The organism is Vibrio sp. 1CM8B (assembly GCF_023161685.1).
GTDB classification, from domain to species: domain Bacteria; phylum Pseudomonadota; class Gammaproteobacteria; order Enterobacterales; family Vibrionaceae; genus Vibrio; species Vibrio coralliirubri.
The window spans coordinates 470,530-494,496 of sequence record NZ_JALNTU010000005.1 but is presented as its reverse complement, the minus strand read 5'-3'; the positions used below and the strand labels follow the sequence as shown (position 1 = coordinate 494,496).

Here is a 23,967-nt window from a genome sequence, read left to right as displayed (position 1 = left end):
AAAGCATAGGATTAGCAATGCTGGATTCTAAATTACTTCGAGCTGAGCTGGATGAAACAGCGGCAAAATTAGCACGTCGAGGCTTCGCCCTTGATGTAGAGACAATTCGTGAACTTGAAGAAAAACGTAAGTCCCTTCAGATGAAAACTGAAGAGCTACAAGCGTTACGTAACTCTCGATCGAAGTCCATTGGTCAAGCGAAAGCAAAAGGCGACCATGAAGAAGCTGAGCGTATCCTTGCAGAAGTAGGCAACTTAGGTGCAGAACTAGACCAAGCTAAAGTAGCATTGGCTGACCTTCAATCTGAGCTAGAAACGATCACAATGTCGATTCCTAACCTACCTGATGCAGAAGTGCCAGATGGTAAAGATGAAGATGACAACGTAGAAGTTTCTCGTTGGGGCCAACCTAAGACTTACGACTTCGAAGTAAAAGATCACGTTGACCTAGGCGAAATGTCTGGCGGTCTTGATTTTGCTAGCGCAGTAAAAATCTCGGGTTCTCGTTTCATCGTGATGAAAGGCAAATTTGCACGTCTACACCGTGCGATTGCTCAGTTCATGCTGGATCTTCACACTGATGAGCACGGCTACACAGAAATGTACGTACCGTACCTAGTGAACCACGATAGCCTTTACGGTACTGGTCAACTTCCTAAGTTCGGCGAAGACTTGTTCCACACAAGCCCGCTAACTGAGCAAGTAAGTGACGTGCCTCTTAAGACGCTATCGCTTATCCCTACTGCGGAAGTACCGGTAACGAACATGGTTCGTGACACGATTACTGATGAAGCTGAACTGCCACTTAAGATGACAGCTCACACGCCATGTTTCCGTTCTGAAGCGGGTTCTTACGGTCGTGACACTCGTGGTCTTATCCGTATGCACCAATTCGACAAAGTTGAATTAGTACAAATCACTAAGCCAGAAGACTCAATGGCAGCGCTTGAAGAGCTAACAGGTCACGCTGAGAAAGTACTTCAACTTCTAGAGCTTCCTTACCGTAAAGTGATTCTATGTACAGGTGACATGGGCTTCGGTTCTGCGAAAACTTACGACTTAGAAGTATGGGTTCCAGCACAAGAGACTTACCGTGAGATTTCTTCTTGTTCAAACATGTGGGATTTCCAAGCGCGTCGTATGCAAGCTCGTTTCCGTCGTAAAGGCGAGAAGAAACCTGAACTTGTACATACACTAAACGGTTCCGGTCTTGCTGTTGGTCGTACTATGGTTGCTATTCTTGAGAACAACCAAGAAGCAGATGGCCGTATTGCTATCCCAACAGTACTTCAACCATACATGGGCGGCGTAACGCACATCGGTTAATGCCAATTTAGGTTAATCAAATTTAGATTAACCTGACTTGCCAAAATATTTAAAAGGCTTTGCTGTAATGGCAAAGCCTTTTTTGTATCTGGAACTACCCAAGTAGAAGCTGTATAACGAGAAGCTACATAAAAGAGAAACTCGCTTTGGTTGCTTCGTCTGCTTGCTTACAAGCTAGCAACGCCTTTCGATAGTAATTTTGATAATTGTTTTGGGTCAGTTCATCAAGCGTATAAAGTTGAGTGACCACGCCATCACACTTGTGAATAATCGTTAAAACCTGTTTCGCGCCCATTGCGTCAGGCCAAATAACAGAGAGCAGTTTGACGATGTTCATGCATACGTTTTTGATCATCGGGCATCGCTTGTGAATCTCTAAATAAGCGAGCAATACCTGCTTATAATCCGACGAAGCCTTCTTAATGCTGATGTTGCTCTGTTTGAGCCATTCCATCTTTTCTGCGTTACGGCGTTTCATCTCACTACACATGGTCATTTGGCTAGAAACAACGGTTTCGTTCGCCGTTTGGATGATCAAGATGCCACAGCGGCTCTCTGCGACTTTAAACTCATTCTCACAACTCATTCTGTCCAGCAACCAGGTGTGGTGATAGATAACCGGGAATGCATTAAAGCTATTTCTGTCATGCAGCGCAGTCAAAATAGTCACCGCTTTTTGGTACTGTTTTGATTCCATTGCAATGTGTGCTGCGATAAGCGCCAAATCCGTTTGAAGACCTGCTCTTGCGTCTGTAGGGATCTTCGAAATCAGATAGTTTACTTGATCGAGTGTCGCTTTATTGTTGCTCTCACCAGATGCGCAATAGAGCAAAAATCGAATATGGTTGAGCTTCATATAGAGGTTATCTCGAAAGGTATCTCTATTGATCTGCACATAGTTCTGATAGTGAGCTAACGCTGCCTTGGTATCATTCACGGAGAGACACAGGTTTGCGATTGCCAGTTCCCTTTCTGAGTTACCCGGTGTGAGTTCACTTGCCAATTTAAAATGGGCAATCGCAGCAGGAACTTTATTACTGATAAGGTTCACTTGAGCTGCTTGATCTCGATACAAGGTGCTGGTGGGTGCTGAATCAATCAAGCTTTCGATCATTTGTTGTGCTTCATTGATCTGACCTAAATTCGCAAGGCTGTTTGCTAGACCCGCTTGAGCCCAATCAAAACTGCCTTCATCAAGCGCCTTCTCATATACGTTCTTTGCTTCTTCGTAAAGCTTGAGCTTTGACAAAAAGCTTCCGCGAAATTGCTGAATTGTGGCGAAGTATTCTGGGTTAAAGGCGAGTAGCTCTTCGCAGAACTCAAGACCGGCTTTATAGTCATTTTCTCGTTCGGCCTTATAGATTTTTTGTAGCACCAGCTTCTTTTTTAGAGAGCTTGTAATTCGTTGCTTTAAGGTTTCACGATTGAATGGTTTTAATAAATAATTATCTGGTCGAAGCTCTAGAATAGGGCGGATCGATAAAGCGGAGTTCTCACCGGTAACTAGAATAAATATTCCATCGTCTTTCAATCTATTCGATTGTTTAAGCTCTTCAAACAACTGCTTGCCATTGATGGTATTACCAAAGTTATAGTCGCAGATAATCACATCAAACGTCGTCTCGCTTGTTATCGTCATAGCGATGCGAGGGGACTTAGCAATTGAAATCATTCGCTCTGAAAAGCCGATATGAATCAACATATTGCGGATGGTTGATAGCACGATCGATGAGTCATCAACGATAAGTGCATTGAGTTGGTTTAATTTCATGTTTACTTTAAATTATTTACTGACGTGAATTCCGCAGCGATTACGGGTTGCGTTGCTGTCTTGCACGATCGACAAAACAGAAAACTCTGTTTCTACCAAGTTGATACAAGCTTTCGTTAATATTTATTATCTAAGTACAGTCGAATTGAATTAGCTGATTGGATTCTAGAATGAAATCGAATGAGGAAGCCCATCATAATATCCGACAAAAAAATGGCTTGTATTTTAAGCGGCTATTGACCCGATAGGTAACACTCTTTTGCTAATTGTTTTTATGGAGAGGATTAAATTTGTTTGTGAGATTCTTCAGGGGGGAATCATAGATAAAATATCAGTTTGAGATGTTTTTATTGGCTGTCTGATTATTTGCTTTTTGAGTAGGCCACCTTTAGCACTCTAAAGGCGGCGTATCGGTTTATATGCTAATAAATTTTCGGAATTTCTATTTGGTTTTATTTATATCAATTTGACTTGAAGCAAGCTGATTGTTGTAGTGCTTTATCAATTGCAGAGACCAGTTTCTCGATGTGCGCAGGTTCGCTGATAAATGGAGGCATCATATAAATCAATTTACCAAACGGACGGATCCAAACGCCTTGCTCTACAAAGTGAACTTGGATGGTTTCCATATCGACAGGCGTATGGGTTTCAACAACGCCAATCGCACCCAACCAGCGAACGTCTTTGACAAGATCATGCTCTCGCAGCGGTGGCAGTAACTTAGAAAAGAGCTGTTCAATCTGTTGAGTCTGATTTTTCCAATGGCCTTGCTCTATGATGGATAAACTTGCCGCACCGACTGCGCAAGCCAATGGGTTGCCCATAAAGGTTGGCCCGTGCATAAAGCAGCCCGCTTCACCGCCACATACCGTGTCGGCGACTTCTTTACTCGCCAGCGTCGCTGACAATGTCATATAGCCACCAGTTAAAGCCTTGCCTACGCATAAGATGTCCGGTTGAACATCGGCATGCTCACAAGCGAACAGTTTCCCTGTGCGGCCAAACCCGGTCGCAATCTCATCCAAGATCAGCAATACATTGAATTCATCACACAGTAAGCGAACCTGTTTTAGGAACTCAGGGTGGTAGATGCGCATGCCGCCAGCCCCTTGAACGATTGGCTCTAAGATCACGGCTGCGACTTCTTGATGGTGTGCTGCCAACTTTTCTCGAAAGCTGTTGATGTCGTTCGTGTCCCATTGATCCCAAAAGCCTGTTTTTGGCGAATCAGCGAAAATGTGTTCCGGTAAAAAGCCTTTGTAGAGGCTGTGCATTGAGTTGTCAGGGTCGGTCACTGACATCGCCGCAAAGGTATCACCGTGGTAACCATCTCTTAGTGTGAGGAACTTTGAACGAGGTTGTCCTTTAGCGTGCCAATATTGCAGTGCCATTTTTAGGCTAACTTCTACGGCTACTGAACCTGAATCGGCCAAAAAAACATGCTCAAGATTACTTGGCGCGAGATTCAAAAGCTTCTTACATAAATCGATAGCGGGTTGGTGGGTGATGCCACCAAACATAACGTGTGAAACCTTATCGATTTGGCTGTGAGCTGCAGCATTTAGCTCAGGGTGATTGTAGCCGTGGATGGTTGACCACCAAGATGACATACCATCAATAATTCGTTTTCCGCCTTCTAATTCTAGGTAAACACCGTCTGCGTTGGTGACTGGATAGCAGGTCAGAGGTGTTAACGTTGATGTGTAGGGATGCCAGATATGCTGGCGATCAAAGGCGAGATCCATAGTAACTTCCATTCTTGGTGTGATTAAAAAATAACCAGATGTAAACTTTTGATATTATCAATGTGTTGACAGTCTAAAGCTTGTCGGTAGACTAGCCAAGCATAAATGCAATCTCTATTGATAGAGATGAAACATCAAATAATAAAAAAGGATCGACACGTGGAAGTTCGTCATGACTGGACAGTTGCTGAAGTAACAGCGCTGCTTGAAAAACCGTTTATGGATTTAATGTTTGAAGCTCAAGTGGTTCATAGACAGTACCAAGAGCACAACCACGTGCAGGTGAGTACGCTTCTGTCGATTAAGACCGGTGCTTGTCCTGAAGATTGTAAGTACTGTCCTCAAAGTGCTCACTACCGAACGGATGTCGACAAAGAGCGCCTAATGGAAGTAGAGCGTGTTTTAGATGCAGCGCAAAAAGCCAAGAACGCAGGCTCGACTCGTTTCTGTATGGGCGCGGCATGGAAAAACCCGAAAGAACGCGATATGCCTCACCTGACTGATATGATCAAAGGTGTGAAAGGCATGGGTCTAGAAACGTGTATGACGCTAGGTATGTTAACGCCAGATCAAGCCGGCGAGCTAGCGGATGCAGGTTTGGATTACTACAACCATAACCTTGATACGTCTCCTGAGTTTTACGGCAGCATCATCACCACTCGTACTTACCAAGATCGTTTAGATACGTTATCTCACGTGCGCGATGCCGGTATGAAGATCTGTTCTGGTGGCATTATTGGTATGGGCGAAAGTACCAATGACCGTGCAGGTCTGCTGGTAGAGCTAGCGAACCTTCCTGTACACCCTGAGAGTGTGCCGATCAATATGCTCGTAAAAGTGAAAGGCACACCGATGGAAAACGTCGATGATGTTGAATCTTTTGACTTCATTAAGTTAATTGCGATTGCTCGTATCATGATGCCAATGTCTGCGGTTCGTCTATCTGCAGGTCGCGAGAATATGAATGAACAGATGCAGGCGATGTGCTTCATGGCTGGCGCGAACTCAATCTTCTACGGTTGTAAGCTACTGACTACACCAAACCCAGATGAAGACACGGATATGCAGCTGTTTAAGAAGTTAGGTATCAACAGCCAGCAAGTGGCTCAGAAACCTGATGAAATTCAAGAAAACGAACTGTTAGATCAAGTGGTGGAGCGCGTTGCTGCTCGTCCAACGAAAGATGACATGTTCTACGATGCCACTGTTTAAATCTCGTATTAAAGATGCCCTTGTTCAACGCCGTGAACAGGGGCTAACTCGTCAACTTAAGGTGCTCGAAAACAGTAATGGTCCTTTGCTTAATTGCGAAGGCTCTCGCTTCATCAATTTTTCGAGTAATGATTACCTAGGCTTGGCGAACGACCCTGAATTGGTGGAGGCGTGGCAAGCGGGGCTTTCTCAGTATGGTGCTGGCAGTGCGGCATCACCATTGGTCACGGGTTTTAGTCCTGCTCATCGAAATTTAGAAGCTCAACTCTGTGAATGGTTGGGCTTTGAACGTGCCATTCTCTTTAGTTCTGGTTTCAGCGCCAACCAAGCCTTGTTGTTTTCTCTGCTCGAAAAAGACGACTCTCTGCTGCAAGACAAGCTTAATCACGCCTCTTTGATGGAAGCGGGGATGCTTTGTCCTGCAACCATGAAACGCTTTAAGCACAACGATACGCAACATTTAGAGTCGCTATTGAGCCGCTCTCCGCAATCGTTAGTCGTGACTGAAGGTGTGTTTAGCATGGATGGCGACCAAGCTCCTCTCGAGCGTATCTCTAGCCTGACAAATCAATACGACAGTTGGTTGGCGGTTGATGATGCCCACGGTATTGGCGTGTTAGGTGATAAAGGGGCAGGGAGTTGCAGTGCGGCACAAATCTCACCCGATATTCTAGTCGTCACTTTTGGTAAAGCATTTGGCCTGTCTGGCGCTGCAGTTTTGTGTTCGTCAGAAGTCGGTGACTATCTAACTCAGTTTGCTCGTCATCATGTTTATTCTACGGCAATGCCACCCTCACAAGCGGTAGCTTTGTCTCATGCCTGTAAGATGATTCAAACTCAAGAATGGCGCCGAGAAAAGCTGACTGAGTTAGGGTCTCTCTATGCAGAGCAGATGAGCGGCTTGAAAGGCTTTGTGGATACTCAGACTCCGATTAAGCCATTTGTGATAGGTGAAGCTCAGGCGGCATTATCTATCGCTGAAGAGTTAAAGAAAAACCAAGTTTGGGTGACCGCAATAAGGCCGCCAACCGTTCCTGCTGGAACTGCTCGATTACGAATCACGTTAACAGCTAACCATAGCCAAAAACAGATTCTCCAGTTAACCAGGTCGTTGCATCAAGCCATTGAACGAAACATCGGCTCAGGCATTAAATCGCCTACCCATCCAAGCTTTGAATCAAATAAAGAGGCTCAGTAAATGTCACAAGAAGCGGTAGTGCATAATTACGTTGGCCAAGATAAGAGTGCGATTGCCGAAGCCTTTGGTAAAGCAGCAACAACCTATGACAAACACGCTGAATTTCAACGCGATGTTGGCCACCGATTACTGGATAAATTACCCAGCGATCTGTCAGGCTTTAAGGTGCTGGATCTAGGTTGTGGTACTGGCTATTTCTCAGAGCAACTTATAAAACGAGGCGCCGAAGTGGTTTGCGCTGACCTTTCTGTTGGAATGTTAGCAACAGCAGAGAAGCGTTGTGGTGCATCTGTCTCTTTATATCAACAAGCCGATGCTGAACAATTGCCATTTGAAGATGGGTGTTTTGACATCGTTTTCTCTAGCCTTGCGTTGCAATGGTGTGACGATTTGTCGTCGCCTTTGAGAGAGATGAAGCGTGTTACAGCGGCTGGTGGGCGTGTTATTTTCTCAACTTTGCTTGATGGGTCACTGTTTGAGTTGAAAAAGTCATGGTCCAAAATTGACGCACATCAACACGTTAACCATTTTATTACAATCAATCAGGTAAAAATTGCGTTAGCGCAATCTAGCTGTACGGTTCATCAACTAGACTTGCCCACCATCACCGTTTGGTACGACACTGCGTTTGAACTGATGCGCGACCTTAAAGGCATCGGCGCTAATCACGTAAGTGGTCGCTCACAGGGTTTAACAAGTCGCAGCATGTTGCAGCTTGTTGAACGGGAATATCGAGAGTTTAAAAACCATCAAGGTTTCTTGCCAGCAACATATCAAGTTTGTTTAGGGGTTATTCAATTATGATTGATGCATTATTTATTGCAGGTACGGATACCGAAGTGGGAAAAACTGTGGTTTCAAAAGCGATTCTTCAAGCTTTGGCCGCACAAGATTTATCGACAATTGGTTATAAGCCAGTTGCTGCAGGGTGTGAGAAATACCCTGAAGGTTTACGTAATAGTGATGCTCTGCATCTTCAAGAAGCGGCGACGCAAGATATTGCTTACGAAGACGTAAACCCGTATGCACTATTGTTACCGTCATCGCCTCACATCGCTGCAAAGCATGACGGTGTGGTGATTGATGAAGCCGTATTATCTGCAAAGCTGGAAGAGCATAAGCAAAACTCTGACATCGTATTAGTTGAAGGTGCTGGTGGTTGGCGTGTGCCGGTTTCAGATGATGAATATTTGTCTAGCTGGGTTAAGAAAGAGCAGCTGCCAGTAGTACTTACTGTGGGTATTAAACTTGGTTGTTTGAGCCATGCTCTGCTGACCGCAGAAGCGATTCGTGCTGATGGTCTAAACCTAGTAGGTTGGGTCGCAAACCGTATCAATCCAGGTACTGAGCACTACGCAGATATTATTGCGATGCTTGAAGATAAGCTAGGTGCACCAAAGTTAGGTGAAATCCCTTACGTACCGAAAGCGAAGTCTAAGAACATTGGTAAGTACATTGATGTGCAGCCTTTGCTTGCGCTTTAATTATCACGTTATGTACTAAATAAGAAAAGGGCTGCGATTGCAGCCCTTTTGCTATTTTAAGCCTTTAGACCTCGAGTTGATAAACAACCGGTCTTTTAATAAACAAGCTTAGAATTAATGTTCTTTCGTCAGTCCCATTAAAGCTTGCTGAGTTTCTGTGATTTTTGTCTGTGCCGTTTGCGGTGTTAGGATTCCAATCTGCTTTTTCGCTTCTTCTTCAGTAATCCCTAGGTGACAGCACAGTAAATCGATAGCCATTTGAGTGTTAGTACCTTCAACCATGATCCTTCCCTTTATGTACATGGACTAGCCAATAAATCATCTGAAGTCACTGTAAACGGATTGTTATATCGACACCATACGACTTAGGTCTAATAGACTAGGTTTAATTCGGATATGGTCTCGTAATCAAATGTTGCAATTTAATGCTTAACCTTGTTTTCTTAATCTAAGACTATATGTATAAGTAAGTATAAATCTTCAAGGTTGGAATCTATTGCTGTCTGCCTTGTCTATAACAATAAGTTTTATAAAAACAGCTTTCATGCGGAGATAAGTAATGAAGCGAGTAATGTTGTTCCTTGCAACCAACCTAGCGGTTGTATTGGTACTAAGTGTTGTTCTTAATATTGTATACGCAGTTACAGGTATGCAACCCGGTAGCCTCTCAGGCTTATTGGTGATGGCTGCGGTATTTGGTTTTGGCGGCTCATTCATTTCATTAATGATGTCGAAAAAAATGGCGCTACGCTCTGTAGGCGGCATGGTTATTGAGAGCCCACGTAACGAAACAGAACATTGGTTGATGGAGACGGTAAGCCGTCAATCTCAACAAGTTGGTATTGGTATGCCAACAGTGGCGATCTACGATTCGCCAGACATCAACGCATTTGCAACGGGCGCTAAGCGTGATGATTCATTGGTCGCAGTATCAACGGGTCTTCTGCACAGTATGACGCGTGACGAAGCTGAAGCGGTATTAGCTCACGAAGTTAGCCACATCGCGAATGGTGACATGGTGACCATGACCCTAATGCAAGGTGTTGTGAACACGTTTGTTATCTTCCTGTCTCGTTTCATCGCCAACATTGTTGCGTCGAATGACAATGAAGAAGAGGGTGGCAGCAACATGATGGTGTACTTCGGTGTGTCTATGGTGCTGGAACTGGTATTTGGTTTCCTAGCGAGCTTCATTACGATGTGGTACAGCCGTCATCGTGAGTTCCATGCTGATGCAGGTGCAGCCCACTTGGTAGGTAAAGAGAAGATGATTGCAGCGCTAGAGCGTCTAAAAGTGAGCCATGAGCCACAACTAGAAGGTTCTATGATGGCGTTTGGTATCAACGGTAAGAAGTCTCTAACTGAGCTTCTAATGAGCCACCCGCCGCTAGATAAGCGTATTGCTTCTCTACGTAACATGTAATATCTAAAGCTGCTTTCGTTAAGCGGTAATATGTATTCTAAAGGCTTCCTTCGGGGAGCCTTTTTTGTACTTGCTGCTTAAGAAAAGGAACGGGTGTTTGTCTAATGCGGTTTGCAGTATTTGAATGCGGTAGGCTAATTGGAGAAGTCAGGTTAGATTGACGACGGTTGTTTTACTTAGGGGCTACTGTTCGAAACATTTGTTCTACGCAACAAAAAGGCTTCCACATGGGAAGCCTTTGTTTATTCGTTTGTTCGAATCTTACAGCTTGTCAGTCAGCTCGATTGCTTGACCGATGTAGTTCGCTGGTGTCATCTCTTTAAGGCGAACTTTCTCGTCTGCAGGGATTTCAAGACCGTCGATGAATGCACGCATGCCTTCGCCATCAACACGCTTACCACGAGTTAGCTCTTTTAGCTTCTCGTATGGCTTCTCGATACCGTAACGACGCATTACTGTTTGTACTGGTTCAGCCAGTACTTCCCAGTTCTTGTCTAGTTCAGCAAGTAGCGCTTCACGGTTAACTTCTAGCTTGCTAATACCTTTCAGAGTTGAAGTGTATGCAATGATTGCGTAGCCAACACCAACACCTAGGTTACGAAGAACCGTAGAGTCAGTTAGGTCACGTTGCCAGCGAGAAACTGGAAGTTTTTGTGCAAGGTGGCTAAATACTGCGTTAGCTAGACCAAGGTTGCCTTCAGAGTTTTCGAAGTCAATTGGGTTAACTTTATGCGGCATTGTAGAAGAACCGATTTCGCCAGCAATAGTCTTCTGCTTGAAGTGACCAAGAGCGATGTAGCCCCAAACGTCACGGTCGAAGTCTAGAAGGATCGTGTTGAAACGAGCAACAGCGTCGAATAGCTCAGCGATGTAATCGTGAGGTTCGATTTGAGTTGTGTACGGGTTCCAAGTTACGCCAAGAGATTTAGTGATGAACTCTTCGCTGAATTGGTGCCATTCAACTTCAGGGTATGCAGAAAGGTGAGCGTTGTAGTTACCTACAGCACCGTTGATTTTCGCTAGGATCTCAACGCTTTCGATTTGCTTGAATTGACGTTCCATACGGTACGCAACGTTAGCCATCTCTTTACCCATAGTAGAAGGAGAAGCTGGCTGGCCGTGTGTACGAGAAAGAAGAGGAATATCACGGTACTCGTTCGCAAGTGCTTTGATAGCATCGATTACGTTGCGAATTTCTGGAAGAATCACTGTGTCACGAGCTTCTTTAAGCATAAGCGCGTGAGATGTGTTGTTGATGTCTTCAGAAGTACATGCAAAGTGAATGAATTCGTTAACTGCGTGAAGCTCAGGAACGCCAGCAACTTTCTCTTTCAAGAAGTATTCAACCGCTTTAACGTCGTGGTTTGTCGTGCGCTCAATCTCTTTGATACGCAGAGCGTCTTCTTCGCTGAAGTTAGCGGCTAGTTCATCAAGAAACTGGTTAGCTTCTGCACTGAACGCTGGTACTTCTTTGATTGCATCAGTTGCTGCAAGCTTTTGTAACCAACGAATTTCAACGATAGAGCGGTACTTTAGTAGTCCAAACTCACTAAAGATGCTGCGTAATGCAATAGTCTTACTTCCGTAACGGCCGTCTACTGGTGAAACAGCAGTCAATGCTGACAGTTCCATGGTGTTCTCCTGAATTGAGTTTTCTAAATTTTGAGAGGTTTATACCAGTAACAATCTCAATTGTCACGCACATTGCGCAATCGTTTGCGTGAGAGTTGTGTTGATACAAAAAACAAGCTCGCGACGAGGCGCGAGCTAATAAATTACATTCGAGCTAGTAGGATTTGAGCCTGCTCGATCATCTTCTTGCGACCGAAGATAAGATGGCGGCGTTTACCACCAACCTGGCGCCAAAGAACTGCGCTTCGAATTCCTGACAGAAGGAGTGCACGAACTTTGTGCTGGCTCGATGTCTGTTGAAGTACCGCTGGTGTGCCAGATACCTGAATACGTGGGCCAATAGGGCTCACAACATCGAGATAGATGCTCGCTAGGTTGCTGATCATTTGCTCGTCAAACAGATCAAAATGTTCAGTTTGGCGTTCTGCAGTTTGAATGCGATCGCCAAGCTGAGACATAGAGTCGTTACGAGAAGATAGTTTACGCTCAAGAGCCATCAAGCTGATGATGTAGCGCGTAATATCGCTACCAGCTGGAGTACTATCGATACCTTTTACTAAGCACTCAAGGCCAAGTTTTAGGTTCGCTTCACGTCCAAATACGCCCACGGTGTTCGCCGGGTTGGTATTCAAAATAGCATTGAGTGAAGCTTCGAAGGCATCTTTATCACAATGGCCGTCTTTCGCTACTTGTTGAACCAAAGCCACAGCTTGGCAAATTCCGGCAAAAGCAATAGTACGGTCATAAAGTGTATTAGCCACGTAGTAACTCCTAGTTGTCTTCTATCGTTTGTTGTTCGTCGATTTAATTAGATGCGCTTTTCGATGATACCGCCACCAAGACAAACGTCGTCTAGGTAGAACACTGCCGATTGACCAGGGGTCACAGCAATCTGTGGCTCATCAAAAATAACCTTAATGTTCTCATCATCAATTGGGATGATTGTACAAGGAATATCGGTTTGACGGTAACGTGTTTTTACCGTGCATGTCATAACTTCAGTAATTGGTGTGCGATTTACCCAGTGAAGCTGAGAAGCGATCAAACCTTCTGATTTTAGAAGAGGGTGATCTTTACCTTGTACTGCGATCAGAACATTACGCTTCAGATCTTTTTCACCAACAAACCATGGTTCTTCGTTACCGCCGCCACCTTTAGTGCCGCCAATATGAAGGCCTTTACGCTGACCTAGTGTGTGGTACATCAAACCTTGGTGTTGACCAATCACTTGGCCTTCAGGAGTTTCGATGTTACCCGGTTGTGCTGGTAGGTATTTGCCTAGGAACTCAGTGAACTTGCGCTCACCGATAAAGCAGATGCCTGTTGAATCTTTCTTCTTCGCTGTGATCAAGTCTTGCTCTTCAGCAATGCGTCGCACTTCTGGCTTCTCTAATTCACCGACAGGGAATAGGCTGCGTGCCACTTGATCTGAGCTTAGCGTGTATAGGAAATAGCTTTGGTCTTTGTTGCTGTCTAGACCGCGTAGCATTTTTGGTTTTACGCTAGCATCAAGCTCTTCTTGAGTTGGGAAAGTACGACGAACGTAGTGCCCCATCGCAATGTAGTCTGCGTCTAGCACTTCATCCGCAAACTCTAAGAATGCTTTGAATTTGATTTCTTTGTTACAAAGAATATCTGGGTTAGGTGTACGACCTGCCTTGTACTCTTCAAGGAAGTATTCGAATACGTTGTCCCAGTATTCTGCAGCAAAGTTGATAGTGTGAAGGTGGATACCTAGTTTGTCACATACCGCTTGAGCATCAGCAAGATCTTCAGCTGCCGTGCAGTATTCTTCGTTATCGTCTTCTTCCCAGTTTTTCATGAAAAGGCCTTCTACCTGATAGCCTTGTTGCTGAAGAAGATACGCCGATACTGACGAATCTACACCGCCGGACATACCGACAATTACTTTCTTTTCGCTGTTTCCAGAGCTGATATCTGACATGTCTAAACACCGTTACTATTACTTGGTCGCAGATTCTAACAGAAAGAGAAACGCCGTGACAGATCCGAGACCGGAATCACAGTTTCATTTGCACAAATAGTGCGCTGACTTTGTTAGAGAATCGCATGAGAGCGAGGTGAGTCGCTAGGATGTCAGAAGTATATGTGGCATAGTCGCTCGAAATCCAAGACCGGAGATAAAAAAATGTCTGAACAAAATGAATTTATGCAAGAAGAAGAGCTGATTGAGATTATCGAAAACCAGCTTGAAGATGGCGAACCTGTAAAAGTTAAAGAGACGCTGATGCGTTTAATGATGACTGGTACTCCTCGTGAAGAGGCAATTGCGGCTATGGCATGTGCACTGGCCATTGAAGTCTTTGACGTTATGAAAAACGGCGCGGAGTTTAACCAAAAACGTTACGCAGAGCATTTGGGTATGCTGCCTGATCTGAGCTTTATGGAAGGCGAATAAAAAAAACCTTCAGCAAACGTTTGCTATAGTTTGAAAGATTGCCGCGTTAAATATAGCGCGGTAGAATCCGCCACCTATTTCCCCTTGACTTAGACTAGCCCTATGAAATTCCCTGGACAACGTAAATCAAAGCACTACTTTCCGGTTCACGCTCGTGATCCTCTAGTGAGCCAAGCTCAAAGCAGTAAAAGAATGTCACGCACTCATATTATCGGTATTGACCAAACATTGGTGGATATTGAAGCAAAGGTGAGTTCTGAACTTATTGAGAAGTATGGTTTGAGCAAGGGACATTCACTGGTTATTGGTGACGCAGCCGCTGAATCTTTATATCAAGAATTAAAAGAACAGTGCCTGATTACCAATGAATACGCTGGTGGCACAATTGGTAACACATTACACAACTATTCAGTGCTAGCGGATGACCGTTCTACTCTACTGGGTGTAATGAGCCAAGATATTAAGATTGGTAGCTACGGTTACCGCTATTTATGTAATACATCAAGCAGAATGGATCTGAACCATTTACAAGGGGTAGATGGCGCAATTGGTCGCTGCTTTGCATTAATTACAGAAGACGGTGAACGTACTTTCGCAATTAGCGAAGGACAAATGAACCAATTAAAACCAGAAAGCATTCCTGAAAAGATCTTCAAAAGTGCTTCTGCTTTAGTTTTAACGGCTTATTTAGTTCGTTGTAAGCCAGGTGACCCTATGCCTGAAGCAACAATGAAAGCGATCGAATACGCGAAGAAATACGATGTACCTGTTGTTTTAACCCTTGGTACTAAATTTGTTATTCAAGATGATCCAGAATTCTGGAAAGATTTCCTTGAGCAACACGTAACTGTTGTTGCAATGAATGAAGATGAAGCCGAAGCCTTAACTGGCGAAAGCGATCCGTTAGCGGCCTCTGATAAAGCGCTAGACTGGGTAGACCTAGTATTATGTACTGCAGGCCCTGTTGGCCTATTTATGGCGGGTTACACGGAAGACGCAGCGAAACGAGAAACATCATTGCCTTTACTTCCAGGTTCAATTGCTGAATTCAACCGTTTTGAATTTAGCCGTCCTGCGCATAAAGATTTATGTGAAAACCCAACCAAAGTGTATTCGCACATTGCGCCATACATGGGTGGTCCAGAAAAGATCAAAAATACCAATGGTGCAGGTGATGCTGCGTTATCAGCTTTATTACATGATATGGCTGCGAATAAGTACCACAAAGAAAACGTGCCAAACTCAAGTAAGCACCAACATTCATTCTTGACGTACTCTTCGTTCTCACAAGTTTGTAAATATTCTAACCGTGCTAGCTATGAAGTGTTGGTTCAACACTCTCCACGTTTATCTCGTGGCCTTCCTGAAAGAGAAGATAGCCTAGAAGAAGCGTACTGGGAAAGATAAGTTACCTTCTTTAATCAGTAGTACTATCAGTATCAGTTGGTTTCTAATACTGATAGTACAAATATAAAAAAGGCTCCGAAAGGAGCCTTTTTTGTTTCTGAATATATTGAAGTCGTAAATAATACTTCGGTCGACTTAAATATTAATTCTATTGCTTAGCGTGTAATTGATTACTCACTAAGTAAACTAAATGTTTAGATAGCAAACTCTTCTAGAGATTTACCAGCATCTAGCTGTTCTTGGATAGCTGAAGGCGTACGACCTTGACCTGTCCAAGTCTTCTCATCGCCATTTCCGTCTACATATTTGTATTTCGCAGGGCGAGGAGCGCGTTTAGCTTTAGTTGTTTTCGATTTTGCTTCACCAGAAAGTGCTGCAATTAGATCTGCAACATCAATTCCGTCTTTTGCAATTTGTTCAGCAATAGCAGAAAGCTTAGCTTCTTGCTCTGCTTTAGCAGCACGCTCTTCAGCTTCAGACTCTTGACGCTCTTGTACAACAATAGTCAGCTTGTCTAGCGCTTCTTCAAGTTGCTCAAGAGTTAATTCACGTGAGAACGCACGAAGGCTGCGGATATTTAATAGAGTTTTTGTTAATTCAGACATGATATTTTCCATCAAGGTAAACTAAATAATCCTCCTAATAATAAACAGAGCCTAGGAATAAAACAAATAGTATTTCTTCTATTACATATTTAAATATAAAAGTGAGATGAATAGTTGAAAATTCAGAGCCGTATTTCTATCGAATTTATAATAATTATTAAGATTATCTTAAAAACTGATATGTGACTGGTGGAGTAGTTAACTTATGTAGACTATTCTCTTATTGATTAGTTCATTAGCAAAAAGCTATTTTTCTCGGAATGATATGTTGCATTGTTGCTCTTGATGAGTACAATTGCGGCTACCTGATGCGAGGTATTGGTTAATTTGTTGTTAAACTCTGGTTTGCACGGTTAATAATGTTATCGCACGTAGAGGTGCAATTATAAAAAGTAACTTCCGTTGGGGTGATGCCAATGAACGGGAATGAAAGGTGTAATTGCCGAAGTAAATTGTATATCTAAGCAATTTGCTGGGGTTGTGCTCAATAGGTACAACACTGCCATAGTCTTAATTTTAAACTATGGAGCGCTACTGTAGGGTTGGGTGAAGTGTTCACTTCCCTTTCGCTTAGTTCAACATGAGCTTGGTCAGCCGTATCAAGTTTATCTGCAGTAGATCTCTAGCCAAATAAAAAACTGGTTTTTGAAGATCATGAATTTAATAGATTTTGCAACATCACCTTTATCTTTGCTTCCGCCCCTTGTGGCTTTGAGCCTTGCTATTGTTACCCGCCGTGTATTGGTTTCTTTGGGTGTCGGTATCATCATGGGTGCGATTCTACTTGCTGACTACTCAGTAGGTAACGCAGCTAGTTACGTGTTTACCAAAGCATCTGGTGTTTTCATCGAAGATGGCGGCATCAACACTTGGAACATGAGCATCATTGCATTCCTAATTATTCTTGGAATGACAACGGCATTATTAACACTGTCTGGCGGTACTCGCGCATTCGCGGAGTGGGCACAGTCTCGCGTTAAGAGCAAACGTGGTTCAAAACTACTTGCTGCTTTTTTAGGTGTATTCATCTTTGTTGATGACTACTTTAACAGCCTAGCGGTTGGTGCTATCTCTCGTCCTGTAACAGACCGCTTCTATGTGTCTCGCGCTAAGCTAGCTTATATCCTAGATTCAACGGCTGCTCCTATGTGTGTGATCATGCCTGCTTCTAGCTGGGGTGCTTACATCATCACTATCATTGGTGGCATCTTAGTGACACACGGTGTGACAGAGTATTCTGCACTGGGTGCATACGTTCGTCTTATCCCAATGAACTTCTACGCTGTATTCGCACTATTAATGGTGTTTGCAGTGGCATGGTTCGGTCTAGACGTTGGTAAGATGCGTGAGCATGAGATCGAAGCATCTCAAGGCCGTGGCTTTGAAGGCGATAACGACCAGAAGCAAGCGCACGATCTAAACGAAGAGCTAGACATCGAAGAGAGCGAAAACGGTTCAGTGTCTGATCTGGTTATGCCAATCGTATCGCTAATCGTAGCAACGGTTGCCGCGATGCTTTACACCGGTGGCCAAGCGCTTACTGCTGATGGTCAAGCATTTAATCTTCTAGGTGCGTTTGAAAACACGGATGTAGGCAAGTCACTTGTTTACGGTGGCGTTATCGGCTTAATCGTAGCTCTAGCAACTGTATTCAAACAGAAGCTGTCTATGGCAGACATCGCAAGAACGATGTGGATCGGTGCAAGCTCTATGTTTGGCGCTATCCTAATTCTTGTGTTCGCTTGGACTATCGGTTCTGTAATCGGCGACATGAAAACAGGTTCTTACCTATCGTCTCTAGTAACGGGCAGCATTGATTACCACTGGCTACCAGTTATCTTGTTCCTTCTAGCTGGCATTATGGCTTTCTCGACAGGTACATCTTGGGGTACGTTCGGTATCATGCTACCTATCGCAGGTGACATGGCTGCGGCATCTGACATCGCGCTAATTCTGCCGATGCTAAGTGCGGTTCTAGCAGGTGCTGTATTTGGTGACCACTGTTCTCCAATCTCAGACACAACAATTCTGTCTTCTACAGGTGCTCGTTGTAACCACATTGACCACGTATCGACTCAGCTTCCATACGCGCTGTCTGTGGCGTTCGTATCGTGCATTGGTTTCATTACCCTAGGTATGACATCTTCAATTGGCATCGCATTTGGCGCAGCGTCTCTAACGTTTGTGGCTGTATGTTTTGCATTGGCTTACTTCTCTCGCTGCAAAATGGCGACGTGCAAAAGCTAAAACTGAAAGCTAATCAGTAAACTATCAGGGAGGCATTGGCCTCCCTTTTTTGTGCTTGTTAATTTAATTTTAAGTTTCGTGAAAAAAGTTCGAATAAATGGTTGAAAAAGGATCTCAGCTTAGTTAGTGTGGAGATAAGAAAGCAAACAACTGAAGAGCTTATAAGTATGCGTAAATTAGTAATGAACATTCATCACCATCATCACCCTATCTAGTCTTTCGGGGAGATTTACGTATACCCGGGAGCAAGAATTCTCCCGGAGGTTAAGTCAAAGAATTTAGATTTAAACCCTCGGGATGACAAAGTCTTCCGAGGGTTTTTTAGTTTTAGCGCTTTTAAATAATCAATAAATTCAAATATTTGCACAGGGATACAGCAATGCAGACACAACGCCTAAGAATCGCAATTCAAAAGAAAGGTCGCTTAAGTAAAGAGTGCCAAGACCTACTTAAAAAATGTGGTGTTAAATTTAACATCATGGGTGAGCGCCTAGTTGTTCATTCACTAAATATGCCAATCGACTTGTTATTAGTTCGTGATGATGACATCCCAGGTCTTATCATGGATGGTGTGGTTGACCTTGGTTTCATCGGTGAAAATGAACTGGAAGAAGTTCGCCTAGACCGTGTTGCTCTAAAAGAGCCATCAGAGTTTCGCACACTACGTCGTTTAGATTTCGGTGGTTGCCGCCTTTCTATCGCAATCAACAAAGATGAAGTCTACAACGGCCCACAAGATCTTGCGGGCAAACGTATTGCGACAACTTACCCACAACTACTGAAAGCCTACATGGATGAGCAGGGTGTTGAATTTAGCACTTGTATGCTAACAGGCTCGGTTGAAGTTGCTCCTCGCGCAGGACTAGCAGACGCTATCGCAGATTTAGTTTCTACAGGCGCAACGCTAGAAGCAAATGGCCTAAAAGAAGCAGAAGCTATCTTCCAATCTAAAGCAACACTGATTCAACGTGTTGGTGAGTTCGACGCAGACAAAACTGCATTGATTGAAAAACTACTGACTCGTATGCAGGGTGTTCAACAAGCGAAAGAGTCGAAGTACATCATGCTTCACGCGCCAACATCTCAACTAGAGCAAATCAAAGCACTATTGCCTGGTGCTGAAGATCCTACTGTTCTTCCACTATCAACAGATAAAGACAAAGTTGCCGTTCACCTAGTAAGTACAGAGAACTTGTTCTGGGAAACAATGGAACAGCTGAAAGAGTTGGGTGCAAGCTCGATTCTAGTATTACCAATCGAAAAAATGATGGGGTAGTGACGATGAGAACCGTTGTTTGGCAATCTTTAAGTGAATCACAGCAAGACTCGGTATTAGAGCGTCCAGCTATTACTGAAGGTGCAAACATCACAGCGACTGTTTCTGATGTTATTGCAAAAGTACGAAATGAAGGCGATGCCGCGCTTAGAGAGCTGACTGCAAAGTTTGATGGTGTGACTCCAGAATCTATCCGAGTCAGTTCAGGTGAGATTGAAGAGGCGTGTGCTCGTCTAACACCAGAGATGAAGCAAGCGTTAGAGCAAGCTTATAGCAACATTGCGAAGTTTCACGAAGCTCAAAAGCCACAGCCAATTAAGGTTGAGACACAGCCTGGTGTTGTGTGTGAGCAAGTGACGCGCGCTATTAATACTGTTGGCCTTTATATTCCAGGTGGCAGTGCGCCACTTCCGTCAACGGTTCTTATGTTAGGTGTTCCCGCTCAAATCGCAGGTTGTCGTAAGGTTGTGCTTTGTTCGCCTCCGCCAATCGCTGATGAAATCTTGTATGTCGCTAAGCTTTGTAAGATCGATGAGGTTTACAACGTTGGTGGTGGTCAAGCGGTGGCTGCGATGGCTTACGGTACCGAGAGTGTGGCTAAGGTCGATAAGATCTTTGGCCCAGGTAACGCGTACGTAACGGAAGCTAAGCGTCAAGTGAGCAATGACTTCCGCGGCGCGGCGATTGATATGCCTGCGGGCCCGTCTGAAGTGTTAGTGATTGCCGATGAAACTGCCGATGCAGACTTTATTGCAGCGGATTTGTTGAGCCAAGCGGAGCACGGACCTGATTCTCAGGTTGTCCTAGTAACACCATCTCCAGTGGTTGCAGACCAAGTAACAGAAGCGGTTCAGAAGCAACTGAAAGAACTGTCTCGTGCGAACATCGCTCAGCAAGCATTGGCTTCAAGCTTAATCATCATTGCTGAATCGCTCACTCAAGCTATTGCGATTTCGAACTTCTACGGTCCTGAGCACTTAATTGTTCAAACCAAGAACCCACGTGAATTGCTGCCATTGTTAGACAATGCCGGCTCAATTTTCCTTGGTGACTGGTCTCCAGAATCTGCAGGTGACTACGCATCAGGTACAAACCACGTTCTTCCGACTTACGGTTATACCAAGACGTATTCAAGCCTAGGTTTGGCTGATTTCTCTAAGCGAATGACGGTGCAAGAGCTAACAGCTGACGGCTTGAAAGGCCTAGCGCCAACAGTAGTAACAATGGCGGAAGCCGAAGGCTTGGATGCACACAAACGCGCTGTGACCATCCGAGTTGAAAAGTTAAATAAAGCGAAATAAGGGTAGGGCATGGAAAAGTTAGCAAGAAAACAAGTTCAGGCTCTGACACCTTACTTGTCTGCAAGACGCATTGGTGGCAGCGGAGATGTATGGTTGAACGCCAACGAATCTCCGTTTGATAACGAGTACAATCTGAACTTGTCTCGTCTTAACCGTTACAGCGAGTGTCAGCCAAAAGAACTGATTGACGCTTACGCTCAATACGCAGGCGTGAAATCAGAGCAAACTCTGACAACACGTGGTGCTGACGAAGGCATTGAATTACTGATTCGTGCTTTCTGTGAGCCGAACGAAGACGCTATTCTTTACTGCCCACCCACTTACGGTATGTACGCAATCAGTGCAGAGACGATTGGTGTTGAGCGTAAGGTTGTGCCTCTGACATCTGAATGGCAATTGGATCTTCCAGCTATCGAAGCTCAGCTCGACAACGTAAAAGTGGTGTTTGTTTGTAGCCCAAATAACCCAACTGGTAATTTGGTTGATCGCAAAGACATCATCAAGTTGCTTGAAATGACACAAGACAAAGCGATTGTGGTGATGGATGAAGCGTATATCGATTTCTGTCCAGAAGCGTCAACCGTTGATTTGCTTGAGCAATATCCAAACCTAGCGATTCTGCGCACCTTATCGAAGGCCTTTGCTTTGGCGGGCTTACGTTGTGGCTTTACGCTAGCGAATAAAGAGCTTATCGATGTATTGTTAAAAGTGATTGCTCCTTATCCTGTGCCAATCCCTGTTGCTGACATTGCCGTTCAAGCACTTTCAGAGCAAGGACTAGCGCGAGCTAAGTTTCAGGTTCTGGATTTAAGTGCTAACCGAGCGTATTTGCAAGCGGGCCTATTAGGCATGCCTCAAGTGACGGTATTTGATGGTTGGGGTAACTACCTACTGGTTAAATTTCCGAACGGCGATGAGTTATTTAAAGCGGCTTGGGATACGGGCATTATTTTGCGTAATTCACCGATTGAAGACTGTGTTCGTATTAGTATTGGTAACCGCGAAGAGTGCGAAAAGACACTTGGATTCATTCGTAACTTTTATCAGTAACGAAAGGCTTACCAGTAATAACATTTGCCAGTTTGAGTTGATTAATTGGGCTGGCAAGTGAAACCAATATTTTGGGTTAGCGTTTGATTTTAGCTAGGCCACCAGATTTAAAATTAAAAGGAAGTTCAAGTGAGTAAACAACAGAAAATACTTTTTATAGACCGTGACGGCACCTTAATTGTTGAGCCGCCAGTTGACTTTCAAGTAGACCGTTTAGACAAGCTAAAATTCGAACCTCTAGTGATTCCTAGCCTGCTTGCTTTGCAAGATGCTGGTTACCGCTTAGTGATGGTCACAAACCAAGATGGTTTAGGTACCGATAGCTACCCACAAGAAGATTTCGATGCACCACACAATATGATGATGGAGTTCTTCGAGTCTCAAGGCGTTAAGTTTGACGACGTGCTTATTTGCCCTCACTTTGACGAAGATAACTGCTCTTGCCGCAAGCCTAAACTGGGTATGGTTAAAGAGTACCTACAAGGCGGTAAAGTCGACTTCCAACACTCTGTGGTGATTGGCGACCGAATGACGGATCTTCAACTGGCAGAGAACATGGCTATTCGCGGTATTCAATATGGCCCGGATGCGGAAACTGAAGGCACGCTTAACTGGCCGCAAATCGTTAAAGATCTGACGGTTAATGCGCGTATTGCTGAAGTAGTTCGTACCACTAAAGAAACCGATATCAAGGTGGCAGTAAACCTTGATGAAACTGGTGGCAACAAGATCGATACCGGCATGGGTTTCTTCGACCACATGCTTGATCAAATCGCGACACACGGTGGTTTCCAAATGAACCTGACTGTGAAGGGCGACCTGCACATCGATGATCACCACACAGTAGAAGATACCGCTCTGGCTTTAGGCCAAGCATTGAAAGATGCACTTGGCGACAAACGTGGTATTGGCCGTTTTGGTTTCAGCCTACCAATGGATGAGTGTTTGGCTCAGTGTGCGCTAGACCTTTCTGGCCGTCCATACCTGAAGTTCGATGCTAAATTCAGCCGTGAGCAAGTAGGGGATCTTTCAACAGAGATGGTGGTTCACTTCTTCCGCTCTCTAACCGACACATTGGCTTGTACGTTACACCTGTCTTCTGATGGCAATAATGATCACCACATCATTGAGAGCCTGTTCAAAGCGTTTGGCCGAACTCTTCGCCAAGCAATCAAAGTTGAAGGTAACGAGTTGCCAAGCAGCAAAGGCGTTCTGTAAGGGATCGGTATGAAAGAGCAAAAAGTCGTTATTATTGATACTGGTTGTGCCAACGTTTCATCGGTGAAGTTTGCGATTGAACGCCTGGGCTACGCAGTTGAAATTTCAAAAGCACCAGAAGTGGTTCTTGCTGCCGACAAGCTATTCCTACCCGGTGTAGGTACAGCAAGTGAGGCAATGAAGAACCTGCAAGAGCGTGACCTTGTGACCCTTGTGAAGCAAGTAGAGAAGCCTCTGCTAGGTATCTGCTTGGGTATGCAGCTGTTAGGCAAACTGTCTCAAGAGAAAGGCCAGAAGGCTGACGAGTTAGTTGAATGCCTAGGTTTGTGTGATGGTGAAGTTCGTTTACTTCAAACAGGCGACTTACCATTACCACACATGGGTTGGAACACAGTAACAGCAACGCCTAATCACCCGCTATTTAAAGACATTGAAGAAGGCGAATACTTCTACTTTGTTCATAGCTTCGCAATGCCAGTGGGCGACTACACAATCGCACAATGCGATTACGGTAATCCGTTCACTGCGGCGGTTCAAAGTGGCAATTATTATGGTGTTCAATTCCACCCAGAGCGCTCTTCAAAAGCAGGCTCTAAGCTGATTCAGAACTTCTTGGAATTGTAATAAGGATTAGGCAGCGGCTAATGTTGCCAT

21 protein-coding genes, 1 riboswitch and 1 other annotated feature are annotated in these 23,967 nt (G+C 44.4%); of the genes, 14 read left to right on the top strand and 7 right to left on the bottom strand.

Going from position 1 to position 23,967, the window contains the following annotated elements; genetic code table 11:
- The first annotated feature begins 17 nt into the window (after positions 1–17).
- Positions 18–1,325, top strand: a complete 1,308-nt coding sequence (serS, locus tag MSG36_RS13585) for a serine--tRNA ligase (protein ID WP_248368314.1) — start codon at positions 18–20, stop codon at positions 1,323–1,325.
- Between the two features lie 124 nt (positions 1,326–1,449).
- Here the strand turns inward: serS and MSG36_RS13580 are convergent, their stop codons facing one another.
- The gene (locus MSG36_RS13580; protein WP_248368312.1) at positions 1,450–3,096 is read right to left on the bottom strand and encodes a response regulator; all 1,647 of its coding nucleotides are present in this window, start codon (positions 3,094–3,096) and stop codon (positions 1,450–1,452) included.
- A 461-nt stretch (positions 3,097–3,557) separates the two neighbouring features.
- On the bottom strand, positions 3,558–4,841 hold the full coding sequence (gene bioA, locus MSG36_RS13575) for an adenosylmethionine--8-amino-7-oxononanoate transaminase (RefSeq protein WP_248368309.1): 1,284 nt from the start codon (positions 4,839–4,841) through the stop codon (positions 3,558–3,560).
- Positions 4,842–5,000: 159 nt separating this feature from the next.
- Between bioA and bioB the strand changes: the two genes are divergently transcribed.
- The 4 genes from bioB to bioD are packed head-to-tail and all read left to right on the top strand — an operon-like array spanning position 5,001 to position 8,735.
- Complete coding sequence (gene bioB, locus MSG36_RS13570; protein WP_016792500.1) at positions 5,001–6,053, top strand: biotin synthase BioB; 1,053 nt, start codon at positions 5,001–5,003, stop codon at positions 6,051–6,053.
- Entirely contained in the window at positions 6,040–7,251 is a 1,212-nt protein-coding gene (bioF, locus tag MSG36_RS13565; protein WP_248338163.1) for an 8-amino-7-oxononanoate synthase, read from the top strand. The genes bioB and bioF overlap by 14 nt, the downstream gene beginning before the upstream one ends.
- Positions 7,252–8,055, top strand: coding sequence for a malonyl-ACP O-methyltransferase BioC (gene bioC / locus MSG36_RS13560; RefSeq protein ID WP_248368307.1), 804 nt, complete (start codon positions 7,252–7,254; stop codon positions 8,053–8,055). It abuts the gene before it with no gap.
- The gene (gene bioD, locus MSG36_RS13555) at positions 8,052–8,735 is read left to right on the top strand and encodes a dethiobiotin synthase (protein WP_048617718.1); all 684 of its coding nucleotides are present in this window, start codon (positions 8,052–8,054) and stop codon (positions 8,733–8,735) included. Before bioC ends, bioD begins: the two co-directional genes overlap by 4 nt.
- A gap of 114 nt (positions 8,736–8,849) precedes the next feature.
- Here the strand turns inward: bioD and MSG36_RS13550 are convergent, their stop codons facing one another.
- Positions 8,850–9,017, bottom strand: a complete 168-nt coding sequence (locus tag MSG36_RS13550) for a hypothetical protein (protein WP_017078977.1) — start codon at positions 9,015–9,017, stop codon at positions 8,850–8,852.
- Between the two features lie 277 nt (positions 9,018–9,294).
- Here MSG36_RS13550 and htpX point away from each other — a divergent pair, with 277 nt between their 5' ends.
- A complete protein-coding gene (gene htpX, locus MSG36_RS13545) occupies positions 9,295–10,158 on the top strand; it encodes a protease HtpX (RefSeq protein WP_048617716.1) in 864 nt (287 codons plus the stop codon).
- 261 nt (positions 10,159–10,419) lie between these two features.
- On the opposite strand, the gene purB is transcribed toward htpX, so the two are convergent.
- From purB to mnmA, 3 genes are all read right to left on the bottom strand, one after another.
- A complete protein-coding gene (purB, locus tag MSG36_RS13540; RefSeq protein WP_248368305.1) occupies positions 10,420–11,790 on the bottom strand; it encodes an adenylosuccinate lyase in 1,371 nt (456 codons plus the stop codon).
- A 143-nt stretch (positions 11,791–11,933) separates the two neighbouring features.
- A complete protein-coding gene (gene hflD / locus MSG36_RS13535; RefSeq protein WP_019822494.1) occupies positions 11,934–12,551 on the bottom strand; it encodes a high frequency lysogenization protein HflD in 618 nt (205 codons plus the stop codon).
- Positions 12,552–12,598: 47 nt separating this feature from the next.
- Complete coding sequence (gene mnmA, locus MSG36_RS13530; RefSeq protein WP_248368302.1) at positions 12,599–13,735, bottom strand: tRNA 2-thiouridine(34) synthase MnmA; 1,137 nt, start codon at positions 13,733–13,735, stop codon at positions 12,599–12,601.
- 204 nt (positions 13,736–13,939) lie between these two features.
- Here mnmA and MSG36_RS13525 point away from each other — a divergent pair, with 204 nt between their 5' ends.
- Complete coding sequence (locus tag MSG36_RS13525) at positions 13,940–14,209, top strand: hypothetical protein (protein WP_010439986.1); 270 nt, start codon at positions 13,940–13,942, stop codon at positions 14,207–14,209.
- A 102-nt stretch (positions 14,210–14,311) separates the two neighbouring features.
- Positions 14,312–15,616 (top strand): inosine/guanosine kinase, encoded by a 1,305-nt coding sequence (locus MSG36_RS13520; RefSeq protein WP_017060261.1) that lies wholly within the window; start codon positions 14,312–14,314, stop codon positions 15,614–15,616.
- Between the two features lie 194 nt (positions 15,617–15,810).
- On the opposite strand, the gene MSG36_RS13515 is transcribed toward MSG36_RS13520, so the two are convergent.
- Entirely contained in the window at positions 15,811–16,221 is a 411-nt protein-coding gene (locus MSG36_RS13515) for an H-NS family nucleoid-associated regulatory protein (RefSeq protein WP_102433210.1), read from the bottom strand.
- Between the two features lie 364 nt (positions 16,222–16,585).
- Positions 16,586–16,763: riboswitch (Lysine riboswitch) on the top strand.
- Positions 16,764–16,875: 112 nt separating this feature from the next.
- Between MSG36_RS13515 and MSG36_RS13510 the strand changes: the two genes are divergently transcribed.
- From MSG36_RS13510 to hisH, 6 genes are all read left to right on the top strand, one after another.
- On the top strand, positions 16,876–18,468 hold the full coding sequence (locus MSG36_RS13510) for a Na+/H+ antiporter NhaC family protein (RefSeq protein WP_048609390.1): 1,593 nt from the start codon (positions 16,876–16,878) through the stop codon (positions 18,466–18,468).
- A 190-nt stretch (positions 18,469–18,658) separates the two neighbouring features.
- Positions 18,659–18,794, top strand: a sequence feature (His leader region).
- Positions 18,795–18,847: 53 nt separating this feature from the next.
- Positions 18,848–19,744: an ATP phosphoribosyltransferase gene (gene hisG, locus MSG36_RS13505; RefSeq protein ID WP_048617711.1), complete on the top strand. Its 897-nt coding sequence runs from the start codon at positions 18,848–18,850 to the stop codon at positions 19,742–19,744.
- Positions 19,744–21,045, top strand: coding sequence for a histidinol dehydrogenase (gene hisD, locus MSG36_RS13500; RefSeq protein ID WP_048617710.1), 1,302 nt, complete (start codon positions 19,744–19,746; stop codon positions 21,043–21,045). The genes hisG and hisD overlap by 1 nt, the downstream gene beginning before the upstream one ends.
- Positions 21,046–21,054: 9 nt before the next feature.
- Entirely contained in the window at positions 21,055–22,095 is a 1,041-nt protein-coding gene (hisC, locus tag MSG36_RS13495) for a histidinol-phosphate transaminase (protein WP_048609393.1), read from the top strand.
- A 129-nt stretch (positions 22,096–22,224) separates the two neighbouring features.
- A complete protein-coding gene (gene hisB / locus MSG36_RS13490; RefSeq protein ID WP_048609394.1) occupies positions 22,225–23,313 on the top strand; it encodes a bifunctional histidinol-phosphatase/imidazoleglycerol-phosphate dehydratase HisB in 1,089 nt (362 codons plus the stop codon).
- A gap of 9 nt (positions 23,314–23,322) precedes the next feature.
- Complete coding sequence (gene hisH, locus MSG36_RS13485) at positions 23,323–23,937, top strand: imidazole glycerol phosphate synthase subunit HisH (RefSeq protein ID WP_132762641.1); 615 nt, start codon at positions 23,323–23,325, stop codon at positions 23,935–23,937.
- Positions 23,938–23,967: the final 30 nt, after the last annotated feature.

What these genes read in the sequence shown, in the direction of transcription:
- purB (WP_248368305.1), bottom strand. Translation starts at nt 11,790, where the DNA reads ATGGAACTGTCAGCATTGACTGCTGTTTCACCAGTAGACGGCCGTTAC.
- mnmA (WP_248368302.1), bottom strand. Translation starts at nt 13,735, where the DNA reads ATGTCAGATATCAGCTCTGGAAACAGCGAAAAGAAAGTAATTGTCGGT.
- serS (WP_248368314.1), top strand. Translation starts at nt 18, where the DNA reads ATGCTGGATTCTAAATTACTTCGAGCTGAGCTGGATGAAACAGCGGCA.
- bioC (WP_248368307.1), top strand. Translation starts at nt 7,252, where the DNA reads ATGTCACAAGAAGCGGTAGTGCATAATTACGTTGGCCAAGATAAGAGT.
- MSG36_RS13550 (WP_017078977.1), bottom strand. Translation starts at nt 9,017, where the DNA reads ATGGTTGAAGGTACTAACACTCAAATGGCTATCGATTTACTGTGCTGT.
- hisH (WP_132762641.1), top strand. Translation starts at nt 23,323, where the DNA reads ATGAAAGAGCAAAAAGTCGTTATTATTGATACTGGTTGTGCCAACGTT.
- hisC (WP_048609393.1), top strand. Translation starts at nt 21,055, where the DNA reads ATGGAAAAGTTAGCAAGAAAACAAGTTCAGGCTCTGACACCTTACTTG.
- MSG36_RS13580 (WP_248368312.1), bottom strand. Translation starts at nt 3,096, where the DNA reads ATGAAATTAAACCAACTCAATGCACTTATCGTTGATGACTCATCGATC.
- htpX (WP_048617716.1), top strand. Translation starts at nt 9,295, where the DNA reads ATGAAGCGAGTAATGTTGTTCCTTGCAACCAACCTAGCGGTTGTATTG.
- bioA (WP_248368309.1), bottom strand. Translation starts at nt 4,841, where the DNA reads ATGGATCTCGCCTTTGATCGCCAGCATATCTGGCATCCCTACACATCA.
- bioF (WP_248338163.1), top strand. Translation starts at nt 6,040, where the DNA reads ATGCCACTGTTTAAATCTCGTATTAAAGATGCCCTTGTTCAACGCCGT.
- MSG36_RS13510 (WP_048609390.1), top strand. Translation starts at nt 16,876, where the DNA reads ATGAATTTAATAGATTTTGCAACATCACCTTTATCTTTGCTTCCGCCC.
- MSG36_RS13515 (WP_102433210.1), bottom strand. Translation starts at nt 16,221, where the DNA reads ATGTCTGAATTAACAAAAACTCTATTAAATATCCGCAGCCTTCGTGCG.
- hisG (WP_048617711.1), top strand. Translation starts at nt 18,848, where the DNA reads ATGCAGACACAACGCCTAAGAATCGCAATTCAAAAGAAAGGTCGCTTA.
- bioD (WP_048617718.1), top strand. Translation starts at nt 8,052, where the DNA reads ATGATTGATGCATTATTTATTGCAGGTACGGATACCGAAGTGGGAAAA.
- MSG36_RS13520 (WP_017060261.1), top strand. Translation starts at nt 14,312, where the DNA reads ATGAAATTCCCTGGACAACGTAAATCAAAGCACTACTTTCCGGTTCAC.
- MSG36_RS13525 (WP_010439986.1), top strand. Translation starts at nt 13,940, where the DNA reads ATGTCTGAACAAAATGAATTTATGCAAGAAGAAGAGCTGATTGAGATT.